Below are 21,251 nucleotides of genomic sequence, written 5' to 3'. Positions count from 1 at the left end.
AGAGTTAGGAGTCATTCAATTTTAGATTTTAGATTTTAGATTTTAGATTTCTCGTTGAATCTAAAATCCAAAATTCCAAATCTAAAATTGCCTAGCTGTCGCCATTACCAAAGCGCTTAATCAAATCTTCAGGACGGAGATTGGAAATAAATTCACGAAAGGCTTGCTGTTCGGCTTCATCTGCATCGCGGTCAACGGGGATAGAAGCATCGGCAATCACTTCTTCCATTACCCAAATGGGGGTATTTGTACGGAGGGCAATGGCGATCGCATCGCTAGGACGTGCATCAATTTCTTTTTTGACCTCGCCTTGCTGGACGATTAAAGCTGCATAAAATGTATCCTTTTGCAGGGAATGAATAATCACCTTTTCTAGAGTCATATTCCAAGTCTCTAGAAGATTCACAATCAGGTCGTGGGTTAAGGGTCTGGGAGGCTTTTGATTCTCCAGTGCGCCCATAATTGCCCTAGCCTGTTCCTGACCAATGTAAATTGGCAAAGCCCGCCGATCTGAAGAATCTTTCAAAAGGACGATCGGGCTGCGGGTTATGGCATCTAATGCTATGCCAGCAACTTTCATTTCAATCATTGCCTAAGCCTCTACAATGCTTTGAAAGCCTTGGATGCTATGTAATAAATAGCACTCCTTTTTAGGCGGTTGAGCGACAGTAATAAACATAAGCATTCGTTCTCTATAATTGCTTCTATTAAACTCCGAACTTGTGGTGAAAACCAGAGTAAGTCAAATTGGTCTTCTTAGACAATAACGTTCTTACCCAAGTATGCCCTGTGAAGGATGCTAATGTGTTAATATTCCTATGCGAAAAAAAGTCAGAAAATATACTTGGATGTTGGAAATTTATGTGACAATTACCAATTGATTTCAAGCAAAAATAGGCAATAAATAGAGTTAGTTTGACAAAAAAGCCGTGTTTACAGGATTAATCCAGGCATTAGGAACGATGAAACCCTTGGGGGGCGATTCTTGGCAAATTACTTGTGTAAACCAGTCGGGTGAAGTAATTATGCAAGATTTGGCTTATGGTGACAGTGTTGCTGTAGATGGTGTTTGCCTGACAGTAGAAAAAGTTTTAAAAGACGGGTTTATTGCCACGGCTTCACCGGAAACGCTACGTCGCACAACTCTAGGAGGTGAGCAAACACAACAGAGATATGTCAATTTAGAAGCGTCGCTAAGGGTAGGCAGTAAAGTTGGCGGTCATTTTGTGATGGGTCATGTAGACGGCATCGGTCGATTGCTAGTGGCAGAACAAACGGCTAGTTCTTGGGAAATGATCTTTATTGCATCCGAGGCGATCGCACGGTATATTGTCCCCAAAGGTAGCATAGCTGTCAATGGCATCAGTCTCACAGTAGCCGCTTATGAGCCAGAACTCTCTCAATTCAAGGTGGCGGTAATTCCCCTCACTTATGCCGAGACAAATCTTCGCTATTTGGTTCCTGGGAGTTGGGTAAATCTAGAAGGGGATATTCTCGGCAAATACGTCGAAAAATTCCTTTACCCTGGAAACTCACAAACCACAGCCCTTAATGAAACTAGTATGGATGGCATTACACCCGCATTCTTAGCAGAACACGGGTATTTGTAATTAAAAAAGTTAGGAGTTTGGAGTTTGGAGTTTTAAATTCATAACTCTTCACTCTTGACTCCTAACTGTCTTTCAACTGCCTGGTTCCTGGCTTACCTGAGCAGTTTGCAAGCCTCTCACTAACTGGCTCAGGGCACTTTGTAATTCCACGCCTGGGTCAGTAGCAACCCACCCGTTCGGTGTCAGATGGCGGACTTCAAAGTGCAGGTGAGGACCTGTGGAATTACCGGTGCTGCCAACTAGCCCGATGACAGTTCCAGGTTGTACCCACTGACCAGGTTGAACAAGGATTTGTGACATGTGACCGTAGAGAGTTTTTTGAGCAGATTTATGATTTAGAATAACGGTTAAACCGTAACCACCCACCCAGTTAGCAGTTTCCACGCTTCCAGCAGCAGCGGCCAAAACTGGCGTACCTGTAGGCGCACCCAAGTCTGTACCAGCATGAAAGCGTAGACTACCTGTGATTGGATGAATTCGCCAACCAAATACAGAAGTAATGGCAGCAGGTATAGATAATGGATACATCATTCCCGTACCACTATAGGCAACTCTCCCTATGTACGGGATTTGGGGCAATACTGATGCCAGTGAGAAGTCGTAAGCTACGGTGCTAGGACGGGGTGCAATGTTGCCATCTGCCATTGGTGGGGGTAAAGTACCGCCAGTTGGTGCGATGGGAGTTGCACTTACTGTTGTGGGGCTGAACTCGCGAGGACTCGGTATAAACCGATTCGGGTGAAATCCGCTCTTGGTGACACCGCTAGAATCACTTTGAGTTGGAGTAGCACGCCATCTGCTAATATTGCCAGTAGATGCAATCTGCCGCACAGGTGGAACTACTGGTAATTGTGCATTTTGACTTCTTTTGAGCCAAGTAGGTGCTGGTTTACTATTAGAATCAGCTACACTCCTTTGCGGTACTTTGGCGCAAACACCGCCTAATACGCTTTGCCCTGATGGCAAAGTGGCTTGACAACCACTGGAGCGTTCTGTAAGAATTACAGAATTTGGTGCTTGATAAGTACCTGTGGCACCACTGTCATAACTATTAGGATCAATATAGGCGTTATTATAATCCTTGGTTTTTTCCGGCGTTGCACTGATAGGGCTGTTGGAGTTATTTGATGGTTGAGCAACTTCTGGAAGTTTTTCAGGTAAAGAGCGGAAAGGGGTATTGGGTTTTGACTGTCTCACCGATGCAGGAGTAACCTGGGAGGCTTCTACCTTGGGTTTTGACTGTCTGATAATTACAAGAGGTTCAGCAGCTTCGATTTTTGGTGTAGACTGCCTAACAGGCTCTTTTGATTGAGCAACCTCTGGCTTGGCTAATCTCTTTCTGAGTCTGGCTCGCCTTTGGGAAAATTCCGGTTGCGCTTGAGCGGTTTCAGGGGCAACAGCCTGCTTTTTAACACTTCGGCTTACCTCAGCTTTGCCCCTCGACTCCGCTCGGGCTGAACTAGGCACAAGTCGCTCAGTGTTAACTGGATTTGTAACTGCTGTTGGTGGCTGGGAACTTTCAACTGTGGGAACGATGTTGTCTATTTGTGTTTCCGTTTGGGCAAACACAAAGCCGCCGCTAAGGAGGCTGACGCTACTCAACCAACAAAGGCTCTGGGCTGGTAGTGTTGAGGCAAAACGTTTTTTTGTTAGACCTTGCTGCCATAAGTAATCCAAACGATGAGGGGCAGAATTTTTGCGCTGCGTCATTTGTTCTCTCAGTTGTGTGTAATTAGCCTAAAGAGATGATGCTAGTGGTTTGTCTTGCCCAAAGAGCGGAATTTAAACAAACCTCAAATTTAAACGGAAGATTTATGGTACCCCAAACTGATTGTACCGGGTTCAATATAAATTTCCGGTGTAATTAGTTCCTTTGTATCATCTGTTTTTAAATCAACTCGTAAATTTCCTTGAGATGTCACCCCAACTACTGTACCTGAAAGATTATTCATGTAGACGCGATCGCCCATGTTTGTAAGCAAATCTAAATAATGAGACAAAAGTACTTTTATTCCTTCTTGGCAAAGGCACTCTATACCGGATTCTATTCCCAGCAAGACTTTAGAGGTGAGTATTTCCAAACAAGAAATTGGTCTGAAATCTTGAGAAGCTTGCCACGATTCCAGATTGATTCCAGTTTCGGGTACTGGGTTTGTCCAGTTAATACCAACACCAATTACTGCTTGAGTGATTTGTCCTTTGTTTACTTTGGTTTCTGTCAAAATGCCGCCTAGTTTGCGACCATTTAAAATTAAATCATTGGGCCATTTTATCCCAACATCTACACCGCATTGGCGCAATTGTGACGCAATCCCCCAAGCAGTAGCGAAAGTTAGCTGGTAGCTGTCAGTAGCCTCTATTTTGTGGTCTAAAGAAATCGCCACGGAAACATATAATCCGCCAACAGGAGAAATCCACTCACGGCCCCATTGTCCGCGCCCAGCAGATTGTACAGCTGCGATTACTACTGTTCCAGAAATAGCCCCTTGATTGAGTAAGTTCCAGAGAGTTTGATTTGTTGAAGAGACGCTTTCAAAAAAGTGGAGAGAAAATGGTAAATATGTATATTTACGCGCTGCTTTCAAAGCTGCTTCCAAGTTTTGCAAATTAAATTCCACAGCAGTTAACCCAAATTCCGTTGTTCAAGTTAGCATTGATTGGCTGATGAGTGATTTCTGTTTAGGTTTGGTTGAAGATGCACACTTGGCACTGGCACAATTGGGAAGGACTGCCCTATCTAACTTGTAGTATTCTGGAATGTTGGCAGCACGGCTTCTTTACCCAGCAGTTTTGGCCGCGATCGCCACAAGTTATCACAGAAGTATTGCAACCAGAGGCATCAGTCTATCGCTTAAAACAGGTTCATGGCAATACTGTTCTCACCCCCCAAGAAGTTGAAAGCTTCTTAAGCACTGCTGAGGAAGATTTAGCATCGGCAGATGGTTTAGTTAGCGAACAGCCTCTGCAAGCTGTCTGGGTAGCTAGTGCAGATTGTACACCCGTGTTGATTGGCGATGTGCAAACTGGACGGGTAGCAGCATTACACGCGGGTTGGCGGGGGACTGCCAAGAAGATTGTTCCATTGGCGATCGCTCGATTACAATCTCAAGGCAGTAAACTTGATAATTTGAGGATTGCGATGGGCCCAGCGATCGCTGGTGAGGTTTACCAGGTCTCTATCGAAGTTGCTGCTGAAATCGGAGCTAGCATTATACCATATAACGATGAAGAAAAAATTGTAACTGCATTGCATGAATTACCAAATTCACCCTTACTGGAAGACCCTAATCCTGGAAAGGTAAGGTTAGATGTCCGGCGAGTGAATGTTTTACAATTGGAAAATATGGGAATTAGTGCAGAACAAATTGCGATCGCACCTTATTGTACTTTCCAAACTCCAGAGCATTTCTTTTCTTACCGCCGCGAGAAAGAGAAAAAAATTCAATGGTCAGGAATTGTTAGCGGTAAAACGAGTCATTAGTACGTTACGGCGGAAATAGAGCAACCATTGAAAATCCCTAAAGAGTTTATTACATAATAATTTTGACCGTCCGAATTTTAGATTTTAAATTTTGGATCATGTAATTATCTTTTCGGTTCAAGCCCCGCTTGTCGTAAGCGGAACAAATCTCAAATCGCAAATCTAACTAAGATCCCCAAGCTGCAACCCACGAAAGCAGGATGCAATAAATCTAAAATCTAAAATCCAAAATCTAAAATTGTTTGACTTTTGACTACCCTCTTCCCCTACCTACGGTGTATACACAAGTCCTCAAATCCTTGCCTGGTAACATACAAGCCAATATAGGCAAGCTTTTGAGTCGGTTAAATATTTATCAATCATCTCAGCTTATTGATAAATATTTAACCGAAAATCAAGGATTTTAAAAATAATTTTCCGTTCTTTTCTGTCCATTTGATTCTCAACTGGACTTATGTATACACGGTAGCTTTGCCTAACAGGGAAGGGGGTTGGTGGGTTAGATTTATATTGGGATATATGTCACCGTCAGGTTCAGATGACTTTAAACTTAATAGTAAACTCTAACCCTTCAACGCCTTTCTAAAGTTTCGACGATAGGATTGATTTGTAATAAACAAAGCTGGCCATAGCAAAGATAAACCAATGCGATTAGTCAAAGTGGGATTAAAATTAGTCCGTCCAAACCCATTCCAAAACTTCCAAGCGCCGCCTCCGTAAACCACTATCAAGCCAATAATAATTAAAGTACCCATTCCTATCAACTCCGCTAGTAACTGACAGAATTTAAGTTAAGTTTTACCACACGAGGTAAGCACTTCATCAGTAACACCGAGAAGGTATGACTAAACTCCTCAGTCTCCAACATCTAAGTTAGTTAAGCACACATTCTCTTATTCCAGTGTAGATTAACCTCACGCATTGCAGCTAGTTATCACTGGTAGCAAGTTAACTCAAAGGGCGCAAAAGCATTATTTCTGGGGTGTTTGTACGATACATGTTGCTTGTATAACAGTCTAAACTTTGGTTTCTAAGACAGAACAGCACTTTAAAACGCATAACACAGTAAGATTAGTTTCTCGCTGTAGCTTGAATGAAGTATCTTTTGCTATTGATTTCCACTGGAAAAACCAAGAATTCATAGCGATATACTCAGGCGTAAATGCTGATTGCTTCAGTTCAAAAAAGTCTATAACAGCATTATTCTTATGCTTTATTTACCCAATACAGAAAATATCGTTCTGTATCCACCCAGCTTCTCTGAAAATCTTTGATTGGAACAATTTTCAGTTCATTCAGATTGACATTCAGTTTCCGATTTAAAATGATTAAAATTTTATTTTGTTCATCTTTATTTTTGAGTATAAAATTAATTTGATTTAATATCTCAGCTTGTTCTACATCTTTACGACCGTTTTTGAATAGGGTAAAGCTTCCCATTTTTTGAATTTCAGGATAATAAAGCTTTCGATTAAGATAACCCGATAAAGGAGCCATATTTGCATCTCGACTGGCAACAATAAACTCATTAACTAAACCAGTTTTTTTAATATATTGAATTGTTTCCCTACTGGCAGAAAATGGTACAAATAAATCTCTTGAAAAACTATAAATTCCTCCAAAAAACTGGATATAAAGAATTAGCATTAAAGCGATATGATGCCATTTATAAACAAATGTGATTGAATTGGGACGAACAGTAAAATTATTGAGTATAATTAGAGATTCTTGATAATAACTTCCCAGCCATAAAGCCGCTATCATAACTAAATAGAAATGCCCAAAATGCCGAGGCATACCTATAAATCTAAAGTATGTAAAGGCAAATATTACAAAATTGCCTATGATGTAGAAAAATAATGGAACTGGCTTTTTAGATAATTTAATTAAGGTTAAAATTACAATTATTAAAGAAATTATCGTACAAATAATTAAATCCAGCCATTTTTTGTATTGAGGAATAATTAAGAAATAAGCACCAAATATTCTACTTATGCTTCTCAATAAATGACGGATATCTAATTTTGTTAGCCAACCATTATTTAACCCACCATGAAGATAACTATCTGTAGGAGGAGTAATAATATAAATGGATAAAATAAAAGAAAATGTGATAATTACAATACTTAGAAATAAATCGTATTTTCGGTTTTGACTAAAATACTGCTGGCGATGTTCATTATCAAAACAAAATTCGGCTAGCAAAGTCAATGATAAAGAGAATGATACCAATAAACCATAAGCACTACTATTTGCTAGTAAACCTAATAAAATTGCCAAATAAATAGAAGTTATTTTTCTAGATGGAAAAATTGTACAAAATGCAAAAATAAATAACATACTAAAGGCATAGTTTCGAGAAATTAAAAGATATTCGTAAAAAGGAAAGAAACCGAAAGAAAAAAGAAATTTTTGTTTATAATTAAAAGGACTATATAGGCAAAAAAGAGTAACCGAAACAATAGTAATTGCTAAATGAAAAATTTGCATAATAATAGGGTTATCGACTATTTTTCTCAAAATTTCCAGAGAAAAATACCATAGAAGAGGATGACCTTCATAACGAATATTTGCAATTAAATCTCCTAAAGATTCGCTATCTCTGACAATGAGCCAGGGATTTAGTTCATCTCGCCACATCGAATGGTTAAGAATACCTATTAAACCAAGAACAGAAAAAATAATGATAATAAACAAAGGAGAATGAAAAGGTAATCTCGAAGTATATTTGACGAATTTATTGTTTAGCATTGTTAGTTAAAAATCTTTCTAAAAATGCTATCACAATCTGAGACAAAACTTATTTATCAAAATATTATCTTGATTTTTTAAATATTTAGACGAATGGATTTTTCCTGATTTTTATTTATAACTTTCTGGTAGACCTACTAGTGATAAACCCGCGATCGCTCGTAAGTTTTGGCAACGAATCAACTCGGTAAAATTTAAACCAACATGCCCTTCAATTTTGGCTACCGCTTCAATTGCAGATAACAGGTGCTGCGCTGCTTCAGTTTCTGAATAACCACGCCGTTGTGCTATGCGAATTGCTGCGGCATCGGCATTTAACTCTGACTCAAGAGATTTATTAGTGCGCCAGATTCGAAAAGCAGCGATCGCACTTAATCCCCCAGCTACGGCTACACCCACCACATCTGATTGTGTTGCTTCTAATAATCCGCCTAACAGTCCCGCCAGTACTACACCTTGATAAATGTCGGGTTTAAACCACTTCACCCCCGTCAACCAGCTAACCATCTGCAACAGCAGCAAGTCTCGTTGCGGTTTGGTCAAACGACGCCACAAATCGAAATTAATATATATCGGTCGCGCCTGATTCCAGGGTTGGGGAAAAGAGGCATCAATCACTTTTGCCTGTTCTGGCTTACTAACGATTTTTGTCATCATCCGACCAGAGGCAGGCATCACATCTAACAAACGGCGAATTTCAACATTTGGCTCCATAAATTTAATTATTAGCCATAATGTGCATGGTAACTATTTTAGTTGTCATTCATGTTAACCTTTGATTTGTGAGATGCTCTCACAGTCTTTCTAAATGGTTGTTCTATTAGTAAAAATCTCTGTAAATGGCGATTTGTGAATAGATTCAGATGAAGCCATAAGAATATTGATTCAGCAGACTGAATTCTGACTCCTGAATTCTGTTCGATAACCATTGCTACTACACTTGTAACAACATGGACGCTTTTGCTACCCTACCGCCTGAATGGACGAATAAGGCAATACATGCCTATGAATTTTGCTGTCCTAATTGCCACTCAAGTAGCCGAGAAGCTGAAAAAGTTTGGCTAAATCGGCGATCGCCTGTACTTACAGAAGACCGTCGTCGCAAATGGCAAGAGTTTTACTACTGTCATTGTGGCTCTGTGTGGTGGGCTTGGAGTAGCGATCGCCCCCCAAAAGATATATCCAATCAGCCAGATTATTATAATCCAACATAGCTAATTTTCTTCCTGAACAAAAGCCCACCTCAAGGCGGGCTTTTGTTTATCTAATTCTGAGCTTTATTTGCCATCGCAAATTTTAGAAGGTAAAGGTAGTACGTAAAGTCCCTACATATTCAGTGTCGTTATCATCGTTATGTTCTGGATTGAAGATTACTAACAAACCAGGTGTTACCTGAACATTATCGGAAACCTTGAACTTGTAAAGACCCTCTAAGTGATAAGAGGTACTGTCGTCTAAGTTAGTATTGCCAGCAACATTTTTAATGCTGCCACCAGTAACTCTAGGTGGTTGACCAAATATAACACCTAAGACGTTGCCTTCTCCACCAAAATCTCTCAAAGCAAGCGCTCCAGCCCAGTACCAAATATCTGCGTCTGCGCCCGCATTTGCACCACTCCTAGCATCAGCAGTTGTGTAACCTCCCCAACCACTAATAGCCAACTTAGGGCTAAATTGGAAGGTAGCCTCCACACCGTAGTTGTTGGATTCCGTAGCAGTGTTATTCCCAAAGGGATTGTTGGAAAAAATACTACCTGTACCTTGGAAAAGGTTGTTGTTAACATTATTGTTAACATTACTAGTTTGATAAGTGCGGGCGTAGGTTAGACCAATATTAAAAGCTTTACTGGGTTGGAAAGATAACTGACCAAAGATAGCATTATCACCATCCAACAACCCATTATTCAGGGCAGGGTTATTAGCAGTCCTAGCTAAATAAGCACCACTCAAGCTGATAGGACCGCCAGGATTCAAAGTAACTGTCAGACCAGCACCACCTTGACCTTGACGGTAAATAGGGCTGAAACGTCCAAAGCGAGAAATAGCACCTTTACCAGAGCTAGCAAAGTCAGGGTTGAAAGTGTTTACGTTTTCGTATAATTCACCATTAGTAGCGTCAACTTTGACACGCAACGCATTAGAAAAGTTGAAAGCATAGTTAATTTTATCGATCACAACAGAGTTGCCGTTATCACCGTCAAAGCCCAAGCGGGTCATATTAGTACCGCTCACACCAGCATTATTTATGGTATTGTTAGCATTCAGACGGATTTGCAACTGGTCTTTACCAGTGAAACTGCTGAATAAGTTCAAACGCACCCGATCAGAAAAAGTGGTGTTAGAATTCAAATCTTGATTTGAATTTCCAGCAGGAACTGCTCTATTATCACCAAAAACATCAGACACGTTAAAAATCGCTTCTCCAACCAACTTGGTAGTAGTGGAGAACTGATTAGCTTCCAACTCAGCAGTGCGGGCTTCTAGTCCATCCACGCGACCGCGCAGGGTTGCTAGTTCAGCAGAAAATTCTTCTTGTAAGCGCTGTAATGTAGCCAGGTCTTGTTTCGTAACTAAATCAGCAGTAGCTGTAGCAATCAGTTCGTTAACCCGGTCTAAACAGGCATTCAAACCTGCGGCAAATTCATAACGGGTTAAAGCACGGTTACCACGATAGGTACTGTTAGGATAACCTGCAATACAGCCGTAACGCTCAACTAGAGATTGTAAAGCTTGGAATGCCCAATCTGTTGGCTGCACATCCGAAAATTGCGAAACTGATGTTACCTGACCAATATTATTAGAATCTTGAGCTTCAGATAATTGGGCAACATTTGTTATTTGTTCGTTGACTTCAGCAGCTACAGCGCTATTGGTAGCAAAAAATGCAGCAGCTAAGATAACTGGACTAACCTTACAAAGATTCCAGAATCGATTTGTCATGTTTTTTACTCTCACTCACACCTATTACTCTAATCACAGTAAAATGTTTAATACACTTTACTTTCAGGAATTTTACACACAATCACAGTCATGATTATACCTTTATACTGTGATAAATACAAGTCCTTTAATTTAGCGCTGAACTATAATTTTGAATTAATTTATTTGGTAACCGCAAAATAATACGGCGTTTGTGACGTAAAACTGTTCCTTCTTCCTCCAACTGGTGTAGGAGTCGGGTAACTGTTACTCGCGTGGTATTTAAAACTTCAGCAATATCTTGATGGGTAACATTTAGATCAATTAGCTTGCCTTTATCTACATCACGTCCAAATTTTTCGCTTAACCACACTAAAAACTGCCATAAGCGTAGCGAAATTGGTTTTCGATGCACAATGCTTAGTAGATTTTCTGCCTGTTGAATATGAGACAACAAAGCATTAATATCTTGATGCCACAAATGAGGTGGTACAATGCTTATTTCTACGCCTGTGAGACATTCAATCTGGTAGGGCTTGACTTTAGACAAAGGATAGCCAATCAGATCCCCTAGTCCCCAATAACCGAGAGTGATGAATGTCCCATTTTCACTCCATGTTAAGGTACGAACTGCACCGTGCTCAATCCGCCAAAGTACATCATTTTGAAGTGGAATTACTTCCCTACGGGTAAATATCTGCTGGGGTAATTGCCCGCCTAAAGCAGAGCTATTTGACAGGACAGAAGAGTTTAAAGTAGGAGTTGTGGAATACATCATTAAGGGTAACTACATAATTATCAGGGAATCTTGCTATTTACAATCATTAAGAAACTCTAATAACTCGTATCAAATTTTACCTATGTAATTGGCAGTGTATTCTTCTCAATTAGAGCTAGAGACTAACTCCAAATTTTTTCTGGAAACAACTTATACATTGAGGCATTTATCAGTAAGATAGACCAGAATTTTTCAGTTGTTTATCTGTTACTTTAATTGTGCAAGTTTAAGAATAGGTAAGCTTTTAGTAAAATTTTTAGTTAACTGACTTTTAATTATGAAGCGTCAATTAAGAGCGTTGACCGGTGACAATATATGCTACCCTTTGACCGATATTAGTGGCATGATCTGCCATGCGTTCCAGATAACGAATTGCCAGTGCTAGCAATACAATTGGCTCGACTACACCAGGTACATCGCGTTGTTGGGCTAAAGTTTGATAAACGCGATCATAGGCATCGTCTACAGTATCATCTAGGTGCTTTAAACGGCGTCCACCGCCTTCATCGAAATCTCCCAAAGCCTTTAAGCTAGTTGCTAGCATCGCCTGCGCGTGAAGGGACATCGCTTCAATGTCGGGCATTGACGGATGAGGCGCGTAAGGAAAAATTTTAATCGCAATCTCAGCTAAATCCTCAGCATAATCGCCAATGCGCTCTAAGTCGCGTACCAACTGCATAAAGGCACTTAAGCAGCGCAAATCTTGAGCCGTAGGCGCTTGCAGCGTAATAATCGCCGTACAGTCTGATTCGATTTGTCTATAAAAGCGATCAATCTTTTTATCTAATCGGGGAAGTTCCTCAGCTGCTGTTAAGTTACGAGCAAATAACGCTTGGTGGCTGAGGCGAAATGATTGTTCTACCAAAGCACCCATGCGTAATACATCCCGTTCTAAGCGCGTAATGGCGCGTGCGAGTTGAGGTCTTTGAGGATTAGGACTGTAATGGACAGCTTTCACACTTGTTGTCTCAAAGGTGAAGATTATTATTAACTATAGTCTTGGCTTAAAGAGTTTGCCATAAGTTCACGAAATTGGAGTTGCATCCACGCACCACCAGTTTCTGGATGGTTCATAGCTTTGATTGAACCGCCGTGGGCGTGAATAATTTGCTCAACGATCGCTAATCCTAATCCATTACCAACGATCGCTCCTATAGAATTACCATCTTGTGGAGAATGGGTTCGTGCTTTATCTCCTCGATAAAATCGCTCAAAAACATGGGGTAAATCTGCCTGAGAAAATCCAACTCCAGAATCAATAAGATTTATTTCGAGAATTGGGGAAGCAGCATCATTATCTTTTGTTAATAAGATTTTCGCTTCAATGTGAATACTTGTATTAGGAAGACTGTATTTAATGCTATTGTCTAGCAAGTTGAGAAAAACTTGGTAAATACGGGCTTGATCTGCCTTAATCCAAACATTTTCTGGGCCAGAATAAGAAAGAGACAGATGTTGGCGTACTGCTAAGGGTTCTAGTGTTTCCCAAACGGATGTAATTAGTGATCGCAATTCTACAGCTTTGGCTTGCAATTGCATGTTTGGGTTTGCTTCCATTTGGGTGAGGTCTAGCCAGCTTTGCACCAAGTTAATCAGCCGATCAACTTCTTGCATTAGGCGGTTAATCCAGCGATTTAAAGGTGGTTCCAAGCGGGTTTGTAAAGTTTCCGCAACCAAGCGAATCGAAGTTAGTGGCGTTCTGAGTTCGTGTGCTAAATCAGAAAAATAGCGATCGCGTACTTGATTTATATCTAATAGGGGTTGACGATTTTCTAAAAAGACTCCCACTTGTCCATTGGGTAAAGGCAAGCTAGATGCCCGCAAAGCCAAAGATTTTATTGTTGCCATCTCTGCCGCATCATCACAAGATGGATGAAATATCCATTCTCCGGTCTGTGGTTTTTGCAAATCACGAGTTTGCTCAATTAAATGGTCAAGTTCATAAGACCTTACCAACTCCAGTAACAAGCGTACCTGTTCTGGTTGCCAATCCAAATACAAAATTTCCTGCGCCAGTCGATTGCACCACAGCAGTTGATTTTCCTCATCCACCTGCAAATATCCCACTGGTGCAAAATCTAGCAGGTCTTGGTAAGTTTGCAACGACTGCTGCAAATCTTGCTGGTGCTGCTTCACCATCGCTATCTCCTGCTGCAACCCAGGAATCAGCAGCAGTCCCATCTTGTAAGAATGCGAGGTTAACGGTCGGAGTAAGCGCCCCAGGTAGCGGTTAAGTTGAACCTGTTGCCAAACCCAAAACCCAATGCCTACCGATAAACCCAGAAAAAATCCCAATAAAAGCATTTAAGTTGTTAGTTTTTTCATGACTACTAAAAACTAACAACTATCCCAACTAATTATCCAAACCTATAGCCAAAACCTCGTACAGTCACAATATATTCGGGATGACTGGGGTCTTCCTCTAATTTTTCGCGCAACCATCGAATGTGAACGTCTACAGTTTTACTATCGCCAACGAAATCTGGCCCCCAAACCTGATCTAGCAATTGTTCCCGTGACCATACCCTGCGGGCATAACTCATAAACAGTTCCAGCAAGCGGAACTCTTTAGGGGAAAGACTGACTTCTTGACCACGAACCAACACGCGGCATTCTTGGGGATTCAAGCTGATATCCTTGAATTTTAATACTGGTACTTGTGGTAAATTACTTAGGCGTTGGCGGCGGAGTAAAGCACGACAACGAGCCACTAACTCGCGCATACTAAAGGGTTTGGTCAGGTAGTCATCTGCTCCCACCTCTAACCCTAACACGCGGTCAGTTTCACTACCCTTAGCACTCAGCATTAAAATTGGTACTGGGTTTCCTTGATGACGCAGCAAACGGCAAATATCTAGCCCATTGATTTGAGGCAGCATCAAATCAAGAATGAGCAAATCAAAGGGAAGTTCCCCCGAATTGGTTTCAAAACTTTTGAGATACTCTATAGCAGACCGCCCATCGGGTGCTGTTGTCACCCCATAACCTTCTTCTTCAAGGGCTACAGCTAGCATTTCCTGGATTAATTCTTCATCTTCTACTACTAGAATTCGGCTGGTTTGTCCAATGTCCGTTCTAGCAGAGTATTTGGTCGATTCACTAGTATACATTGATATCACAAAAGTCTGGGACTGTGCTTGTATCAATTAGGATGATTAAATCTATTATCTAGCCTTACTGCAACCACGCTTCTACTAGGGTTGATTCTTTTAGATTTTCTTTACAAAAAGTAACATACGCCACAGCACCCTGCTAAATCAAAAATCACTCTTAACAATAAAACAATAAGGAGCAGGCGATCGCAAAATAAATTTTCATCTTTTGTTGTGTGACGCAATTAGATAAACAATTGTCTTGACAAGAGTAGATTAAGTTGGGTATATTTACTTTAGTACAAATATACTACTATATCTCAAAGGCAAAACTATAGCACTTTTCCTTTGTATGTAATAGAGTGCGACCTCTCTCTAAGTTTGAATTTTATTCCCCTTTGAGCAACAAAAGTTTTTCCGCTTCCCTCTTTTGGTAGCAGAGGGTTAGGGAGAAGTAGGTCACTATTAGACTCAACTGGAAAACTTATATGCCTGAAAAACATAAGAACATATATGTGGAAAAATCGTACTACCTAAGTGTACTCTGCTAATATTTCCGTGTTTACACTGGATTAAAAATATTGATTTTAAAGCTATTCTGATGTCTGCATAGGGTAGTCATTGGTATGGCTTGCTACCCAATAAATCATTCATTGCCTATTGAAGGGAGTTGGAAGATGACTACAGTTGGAGTCAAGGACAGCAAACAACAACTAATGCAAGCATTTCAACAAATTATTATCCAAAGAAAAAAGCTGGAATCTAAAATAGCAACCAAACAAGAGGAAGCAGAAAAGGCAAAAAGTCAAGAAATTCTGCAAGCAGCTTTTGCATATACGGTTGATAGTATTGTCAAAGGTTTAGCTGATTTACAATTGGAGTTTGGCAGTATTCTCAATGGATTATCTGAAAAACTAGCTCAGGAAAATTCCAAGTTAGATGAATTGAACCGAGCTATAGAAATTGAAAATCAACGCTTACAAGAGCTTCAACAAATAAGAGTTGTAGCGGATACACTAGACATTTTAAATCAAGAACACCAAGAAAAATTAAAAATCTTAGAACAAGATACTATCAGTAAAAGAGAAACACTAGAGAAAGAAATTACAATTAGGCGGAAAGAATGGCAAAAAGAGCAAGCAGAGTATGAAGATAAACTCCAAGCATATAACGATTTATTAGCCAAAGAGCGCCAGCAAGAACAAGAAGAATCCCAGTATAAATTAGAAACTACTCGTAAACTCAATACAGATAGCTACGAAGCGATAAAGCGCCAACAGCAAAGGGAAATCCAAGAAAATTCTCAAAAGAAAGAGAAAAATTGGGCAGAACGAGAAAAGATATTAGCTGAATGTCAACCACTCTTTGCAGACTATGAACAAAAGGTAACTAAATTTCCTAACGAACTGGAAGAAGCCCTTAAAAAAGCTAGGGAAGAAGCAATTAAAGAAACAAGTCAAAAAGCTAAGATTGAAGCTGATTTATTTGAAAAAGAATGGGAATCTAATAAACAAAGTTATGAAATAAAAATTCAATCTTTGGAAGAAACAATTAAGAAACAGTCTGAGCAAATAGAAGGTATTTCTGCTCAATTGCAAACTGCATTAAAACAAGCACAAGATTTAGCTATGAGGGCTTTTGGTAGTTCTAATTCTAAATAGTTATGGGGTTATTGTATCTTAATCATTCTTAATTCCTGAAGAGGAGGTTTATTGTGGTGGTAAAAAAACCGACTGATAAGAATACTAAAGTAGAAATTCTTCAGGCGTATGAGGAGTTAGCTAAAGAAAAAGCAGCGCTGAAATCGCAACTCGAACAAGTTGCTAAGGAAAACCAGTCTGGAACTAAAGAACAGCCTAAATTAGAACAAAAAATAGCTATGACTCAGCTTTCTAATGTCCAACAGAAGATGAATAATACAATTGAAAGCTTGGCGAAGATTCAATTAGGTTTTGGCAGTGCTGCTAATGAATTATCGGAACAGCTAACCACAAAAGCTTCTAAGTTAGAAGAAATTAGACAAACTTTAGAAGAAGAAATCCAACAATTAATACAGTTGCACAATTTAGAAATTTCTGATGATATCTTGGATACTCTCATCCAAGCCTATGAAGATAATATTAAAGCTTATCACGAAGAATTTAGCCAGCGTTCTGAAGTGTTATTCCAAGAAATATTAGAGCAAAGGAATACTTGGGGAAAAGAACAAGAGGAACAGCAACGGGCGATAAAAGAACGGAATGAAAACTTGAATAAAACTCGGCAACGCGATGCTTCAGAGTATAAATATAATTTAGAACTCCAGCAACAATTGCAAAGTGACGAATACGAACAAGAGCAGAAAGCACTATATAAGCAACTGGAAGAATTACTACAAGAAACAGAAAAACAGTGGGCTGGACGGGAGAAAGAAATTTCTGAGAGAGAAAAACAATTTGAGGAATTAAAAGTGAAGGTAGAGGCTTTTGGGAAAGATAAAGAAGCAGCCATTAAAAAAGCTACAGAAGAAGGCAAAGGCATCGCCCATTACCAAGCTAAAGTAAAATCAGATTTATATTCTAAAGAAGTGGAAGGGCAAAAGCGTTTCTATGAACAAAGACTGCAATCTCTAGAACAAACTATTACTAATCAAGAGACGCGGATTCAAAATCTTTCTAAACAACTTGAATCTGCCCTGAAACAAGTTCAAGATTTGGCAGTTAAAGCTATTGAAGGGACTTCAAATGTTAATTCATACCAGGCTATTAAAGAAATAGCTTTAGAGCAAGCAAAGACTCAAGCAAAAAACAAATAAGCTAATTCTTTTTGATGAAAGTTGTAGAGACTTGATTTAATTTAAGTCTCTACAAAGAACTATAGTAGTTCTCGGTTGAATAGGTACAGAATCCTATCCCCAACCCCCTGTTTACTTTTCGAGAGCTTGCTCTGATGTACCTTATATAATGTTTTTTATTCGGTTTTGCTTGGTTTTTTGATGTCTGCTGGAGGCTGTGGTTTCTTCTTCTTTGTTCCCGTAGCTTGTGTTTGCTTGAATGCCTGATTGGAATTTTGTTCTTGACTAGACATAATAGTAAATCGTGAAATCTATTACAATAATTTAATCTACATTACGGGTATTGTCGATTACAGAAATACATTACAAAAAATTTAAGTTTATTTACAAAATCAAGGTGCTGTGATTTCAACGTCTCTATAACAGACGAAACCTGAGAGCTATAACTTACTATAAATCCTGGGAACGACTGTCTATAAGGTGACAACGGTAATGATAAGCTTTATGGTGGTCACGGTAATTTATCTAAGGTTATGGCATTATTAATGCCCTTAGATTTCATAAGTTCCACTTAAACTGTTTTTCCGAAGAATCTAGAAACTTTGGTTTTATCATGAATATACGTCTTGTGTATCAAACATTTTCGACTGCTGCACTGTTGTTAATAACATCAGGAGCTTTCTTTTGTCAAACTGTATTTGCTGCTAATTTTAAACCAACCCCTTTGATCGTTGATGATGATGGTAGTCAAGACGGGATGACAGCTTTGGCCTATATGTTAGCCAATCCCAAATTTGATATTCAAGCAATTACGATCGCCCAAGGTATTGCCCGTCCAGCAAGCTTTGTGAATAATCTGGAACGGATGTTAGGCAGACTAGAAGTATCTGGTATCCCTGTTGGTATTGGTAAAGCCGATCCTTTGGCTGGAAATAATGCTTTTCCAGAATTCATTCGTGATGGTGCAGAAACTTTTTGGTCTCCCTTTGTCCAACTACCAGACACAGCACCACCAGTTGAAAGGCGATCGGCAGCAGAACTGATTGTGGAGAAAATTAAGCAGTCTCCTGAGCCTGTGGCAATCTTAGCAACCGGCAGTTTAACTAATATTGCCGAAGCTTTACAACTTGATCCCTCCATTATTAGCAACATTGCTGTCGTCCAAATTATGGGAGGCGCTGTCTTCGTACCAGGAAATCTCACCGTCCTTCCCGATCCTCCATTTTCAACCAATACTGTTGGGGAATTTAACATCTGGGTCGATCCTTTAGCGGCTCAAGAAGTATTTGCCGCAGGATCACAAGGATTAAAAATTCAGTTGACTCCTCTAGATGCAACAAAGAAAATTGGCTTTTCTCGTGCCGATCAACAAGCATGGCTAGCAACTGGAACACCTGAAAGCAAGCTAGCGGCAGAATTTTTGGACTTTGCTTTAACAGTTATTCAAAGTAACAATGACCCGAATCCAGCTTGGGATTTAGTTGCTGCTATTAACCTTAGTGAACCAAATTTCTCAGAGGAGACTCCTTTGCACTTGGAAGTAGATACACTCTCAGATCCAGGAACCACTCAAGGACAAACTCTTGCTGTTCCTAATTTACCTCCTAATGTTCTAGTTTCGTTAAACCCTAGTTTCAATAATTTGCCTTTCAGTGCTGGTGAGGTTTTCTCATATCTAGAAACAGAGTCTGTTCCTGAATCTAGTCCTATCTTGGGTATTTTGGTCTTGGGTGCAGCAGGAATTACTTTCCAAATTAAGCGGCAATTTAAGCACTAGTACTGCAAGGCGGAAGTCAAAATTTAAAATCTAAATAGGTATACACCGTAGGGGTTTTATTAATTTTGAATGGATGGTTTATTTCCGCCGTGCTGTACTAGTATCAAAAAAGTTTGTAGGATGGGCAAATATTTGTCCACCCTACAATTCTATGGTGTACACAGTAGCCCTACAGATTGACCAAAGCCAGAAAATATTAAGCAAAGGTTGAAAAATCTAGATTCGGTGGAATATCCTGAATCCTTCCTGGCCCGATCGCTCGTAATGCTTCTTTGAGTAAAATATCCCCAGTATACAAGGCACGTCCGACAATCACACCAGTCACGCCTTGAGGTTCTAACGCCAACAAACTCAACAAATCGGTGACAGAACTTACCCCACCAGAGGCAATTATTGGAATAGAAATTGCTGCTGCAAGTTCTCGCAAAGCTTCTAAATTGGGGCCTGTAAGTGTACCGTCCCGGTGAATATCTGTGTAAATTATGGCGGCTGCACCCAATTCTTGCATTTGTACAGCCAGTTGAGTTGCTAAAACTTCTGAGGTTTCTAACCAACCGCGAGTTGCTACGCGTCCGTTACGGGCATCAATGCCAATAATAATCTGCCCAGGAAATTCTTCACACAGTTCCTGCACTAACTGGGGTTGTTCTACGGCGATGGTTCCGAGAATTGCCCACTGTATGCCTAGATTGAATACTTGTTGTACACTGGTGCGATCGCGCAATCCTCCACCAATTTCAATGGGCACTGATACCGCATGAGCGATCGCTTCAATTGCCCCCAGGTTTACTACTTTACCTGTTTTAGCACCATCTAAATCAACTATATGCAATCTAGCAGCACCTTGATCTACCCACTGTTTGGCAACATCAGCCGGATTTTCGCTAAAAACTTGTGAGCGATCGTAGTCTCCCTGATATAGTCGCACACAGCGACCTTCTAGTAAATCAATTGCTGGAATTACATCCATTTAGTTTTTCCTCATAACTCAATCCAATCAAACACTAAGCTGTGACGCATTTAAACTGTATATTGACTTGTTTAAGGGTCGTCCTTTGTCCTTTGTCCTTGGTCATTTGTGTTTACAAAGGACTAAGGACTAATGACTAATGACTAATGACTAATGACTTTTCATTTTTAATTGCCTTACAGCTTGCCCAAAACCCATCACAAGCAAGATGTTAGAAAGGGTCAAAAATAGTTCTGCACTACCGTGCAACCAATCTACATTGGCTAAAGACTTGCCATAATGCAATACAGCATAAATTCCGGCTGGGATAGTGATGGCAACAAAGACGAGAGTACCGTAAAATCCATACAGCGCTAAACGCGGCATTTGCGGACTGCGGCTAATAAACCACAAGAAACCCAAATAGGGAAACAGTGAAAGCGCAAATAGGGTTTCTTTAGAAATCATTGCTCTGATTTGATAGGTTTTGGTTCAACAGTGTTAGCAGACTTGGTAGAACGCCAAATCAAGTACGCTGCTACCCAAAGCGTAAAATTACCAACTAAGGTCATGGTAGCTTGAAGCGTTACCAACCATTCTAGAGATTCGGCGTTGTCGAAATAATGCCAGGTACAAGCACACATGGCGCTGACCAAAGCTGGTAACATGGCAAGGGATAATCCCCACCAATTGCGATTGCCAGTGAGTTCGCCATAAGTCCAAATTAACCAAATGGCGACAATCCACTCAATAACGCTAGAAATATGAATAATCCAGGTGGGAATCGATAGGGCGTGCATAAGAAAGTTAGGAGTTAGGAGATGCGATTAATCGCGTCTGTACAACAGGAGTTAGGAGTAGAGACGCGATTAATTGCGCCTGTACAGGAGTAGCGGTGTCAAGATGATATGTAGCTTGAATTTTATATTTGTTTAAACAAAATCTTTGCTTGTTCTTTTAGAATTTTAAAGATTCCGAGTTCAAAGGCTCAAATGTCGAGTTCAAAGGCTCAAATGTCGAGTTCAAAGGCTCAACTGTCGAGTTCAAAGGCTCAACTGTCGAGTTCAGAGGCTCAACTGTCGAGTTCAGAGGCTCAACTGTCGAGTTCAGAGGCTCAACTG

20 protein-coding genes are annotated in these 21,251 nt (G+C 40.1%); 6 read left to right on the top strand and 14 right to left on the bottom strand.

What is annotated here, in order from left to right; genetic code table 11:
* Positions 1–91 precede the first annotated feature (91 nt).
* A complete protein-coding gene (locus V7L20_RS09555; RefSeq protein WP_012406891.1) occupies positions 92–589 on the bottom strand; it encodes a bifunctional nuclease family protein in 498 nt (165 codons plus the stop codon).
* 340 nt (positions 590–929) lie between these two features.
* On the opposite strand from V7L20_RS09555, the gene V7L20_RS09550 reads away from it, so the two are divergent.
* Positions 930–1,610 (top strand): riboflavin synthase, encoded by a 681-nt coding sequence (locus tag V7L20_RS09550; protein ID WP_334743847.1) that lies wholly within the window; start codon positions 930–932, stop codon positions 1,608–1,610.
* Between the two features lie 72 nt (positions 1,611–1,682).
* Here the strand turns inward: V7L20_RS09550 and V7L20_RS09545 are convergent, their stop codons facing one another.
* Together V7L20_RS09545 and V7L20_RS09540 are read right to left on the bottom strand one after the other, a co-directional pair.
* Complete coding sequence (locus tag V7L20_RS09545; protein ID WP_334743846.1) at positions 1,683–3,320, bottom strand: M23 family metallopeptidase; 1,638 nt, start codon at positions 3,318–3,320, stop codon at positions 1,683–1,685.
* An 89-nt stretch (positions 3,321–3,409) separates the two neighbouring features.
* Positions 3,410–4,228, bottom strand: coding sequence for a biotin--[acetyl-CoA-carboxylase] ligase (locus tag V7L20_RS09540; RefSeq protein ID WP_334743845.1), 819 nt, complete (start codon positions 4,226–4,228; stop codon positions 3,410–3,412).
* 77 nt (positions 4,229–4,305) lie between these two features.
* Here V7L20_RS09540 and pgeF point away from each other — a divergent pair, with 77 nt between their 5' ends.
* Positions 4,306–5,091: a peptidoglycan editing factor PgeF gene (gene pgeF, locus V7L20_RS09535; RefSeq protein ID WP_334743844.1), complete on the top strand. Its 786-nt coding sequence runs from the start codon at positions 4,306–4,308 to the stop codon at positions 5,089–5,091.
* 563 nt (positions 5,092–5,654) lie between these two features.
* On the opposite strand, the gene V7L20_RS09530 is transcribed toward pgeF, so the two are convergent.
* From V7L20_RS09530 to V7L20_RS09520, 3 genes are all read right to left on the bottom strand, one after another.
* Positions 5,655–5,846, bottom strand: a complete 192-nt coding sequence (locus V7L20_RS09530) for a hypothetical protein (protein ID WP_334743843.1) — start codon at positions 5,844–5,846, stop codon at positions 5,655–5,657.
* Between the two features lie 451 nt (positions 5,847–6,297).
* Positions 6,298–7,731 (bottom strand): hypothetical protein, encoded by a 1,434-nt coding sequence (locus V7L20_RS09525; protein WP_334743842.1) that lies wholly within the window; start codon positions 7,729–7,731, stop codon positions 6,298–6,300.
* A 222-nt stretch (positions 7,732–7,953) separates the two neighbouring features.
* A complete protein-coding gene (locus V7L20_RS09520; protein WP_334743841.1) occupies positions 7,954–8,556 on the bottom strand; it encodes a DUF3318 domain-containing protein in 603 nt (200 codons plus the stop codon).
* A 236-nt stretch (positions 8,557–8,792) separates the two neighbouring features.
* Here V7L20_RS09520 and V7L20_RS09515 point away from each other — a divergent pair, with 236 nt between their 5' ends.
* On the top strand, positions 8,793–9,056 hold the full coding sequence (locus V7L20_RS09515; RefSeq protein ID WP_334743840.1) for a hypothetical protein: 264 nt from the start codon (positions 8,793–8,795) through the stop codon (positions 9,054–9,056).
* Between the two features lie 82 nt (positions 9,057–9,138).
* Here V7L20_RS09515 and V7L20_RS09510 read toward each other — a convergent pair whose 3' ends face one another.
* The 5 genes from V7L20_RS09510 to V7L20_RS09490 all read right to left on the bottom strand — a co-directional run bounded on the left by V7L20_RS09510 (position 9,139) and on the right by V7L20_RS09490 (position 14,649).
* On the bottom strand, positions 9,139–10,782 hold the full coding sequence (locus V7L20_RS09510; RefSeq protein ID WP_334743839.1) for an iron uptake porin: 1,644 nt from the start codon (positions 10,780–10,782) through the stop codon (positions 9,139–9,141).
* A 127-nt stretch (positions 10,783–10,909) separates the two neighbouring features.
* On the bottom strand, positions 10,910–11,539 hold the full coding sequence (locus V7L20_RS09505) for a Crp/Fnr family transcriptional regulator (protein WP_334743838.1): 630 nt from the start codon (positions 11,537–11,539) through the stop codon (positions 10,910–10,912).
* 289 nt (positions 11,540–11,828) lie between these two features.
* Positions 11,829–12,497 (bottom strand): phosphate signaling complex protein PhoU, encoded by a 669-nt coding sequence (phoU, locus tag V7L20_RS09500; RefSeq protein WP_334743837.1) that lies wholly within the window; start codon positions 12,495–12,497, stop codon positions 11,829–11,831.
* Between the two features lie 29 nt (positions 12,498–12,526).
* A complete protein-coding gene (locus tag V7L20_RS09495; RefSeq protein ID WP_334743836.1) occupies positions 12,527–13,843 on the bottom strand; it encodes a sensor histidine kinase in 1,317 nt (438 codons plus the stop codon).
* Positions 13,844–13,896: 53 nt separating this feature from the next.
* On the bottom strand, positions 13,897–14,649 hold the full coding sequence (locus V7L20_RS09490; RefSeq protein WP_334743835.1) for a response regulator transcription factor: 753 nt from the start codon (positions 14,647–14,649) through the stop codon (positions 13,897–13,899).
* 659 nt (positions 14,650–15,308) lie between these two features.
* Between V7L20_RS09490 and V7L20_RS09485 the strand changes: the two genes are divergently transcribed.
* From V7L20_RS09485 to V7L20_RS09475, 3 genes are all read left to right on the top strand, one after another.
* Positions 15,309–16,292, top strand: a complete 984-nt coding sequence (locus tag V7L20_RS09485; protein ID WP_334743834.1) for a hypothetical protein — start codon at positions 15,309–15,311, stop codon at positions 16,290–16,292.
* A gap of 53 nt (positions 16,293–16,345) precedes the next feature.
* Positions 16,346–17,425: a hypothetical protein gene (locus V7L20_RS09480; RefSeq protein WP_334743833.1), complete on the top strand. Its 1,080-nt coding sequence runs from the start codon at positions 16,346–16,348 to the stop codon at positions 17,423–17,425.
* Positions 17,426–18,017: 592 nt separating this feature from the next.
* Entirely contained in the window at positions 18,018–19,181 is a 1,164-nt protein-coding gene (locus V7L20_RS09475; protein WP_334743832.1) for a nucleoside hydrolase, read from the top strand.
* Between the two features lie 196 nt (positions 19,182–19,377).
* Here V7L20_RS09475 and hisA read toward each other — a convergent pair whose 3' ends face one another.
* The 3 genes from hisA to V7L20_RS09460 form a co-directional block, all read right to left on the bottom strand.
* A complete protein-coding gene (gene hisA, locus V7L20_RS09470) occupies positions 19,378–20,151 on the bottom strand; it encodes a 1-(5-phosphoribosyl)-5-[(5-phosphoribosylamino)methylideneamino]imidazole-4-carboxamide isomerase (protein WP_334743831.1) in 774 nt (257 codons plus the stop codon).
* Positions 20,152–20,301: 150 nt separating this feature from the next.
* On the bottom strand, positions 20,302–20,598 hold the full coding sequence (locus V7L20_RS09465) for a DUF3593 domain-containing protein (RefSeq protein WP_334743830.1): 297 nt from the start codon (positions 20,596–20,598) through the stop codon (positions 20,302–20,304).
* Positions 20,595–20,930 carry a DUF2499 domain-containing protein gene (locus V7L20_RS09460; protein WP_334743829.1) on the bottom strand — a complete coding sequence of 112 codons (336 nt, stop codon included), beginning with the start codon at positions 20,928–20,930 and terminating at the stop codon, positions 20,595–20,597. Before V7L20_RS09460 ends, V7L20_RS09465 begins: the two co-directional genes overlap by 4 nt.
* Positions 20,931–21,251: the final 321 nt, after the last annotated feature.

The sequence above is a fragment of the Nostoc sp. genome (assembly GCF_036916735.1).
Lineage (GTDB): Bacteria > Cyanobacteriota > Cyanobacteriia > Cyanobacteriales > Nostocaceae > Nostoc.
Note: the sequence above shows the minus strand (reverse complement) of the source record. Positions and strands in the feature narration are given on the sequence as shown.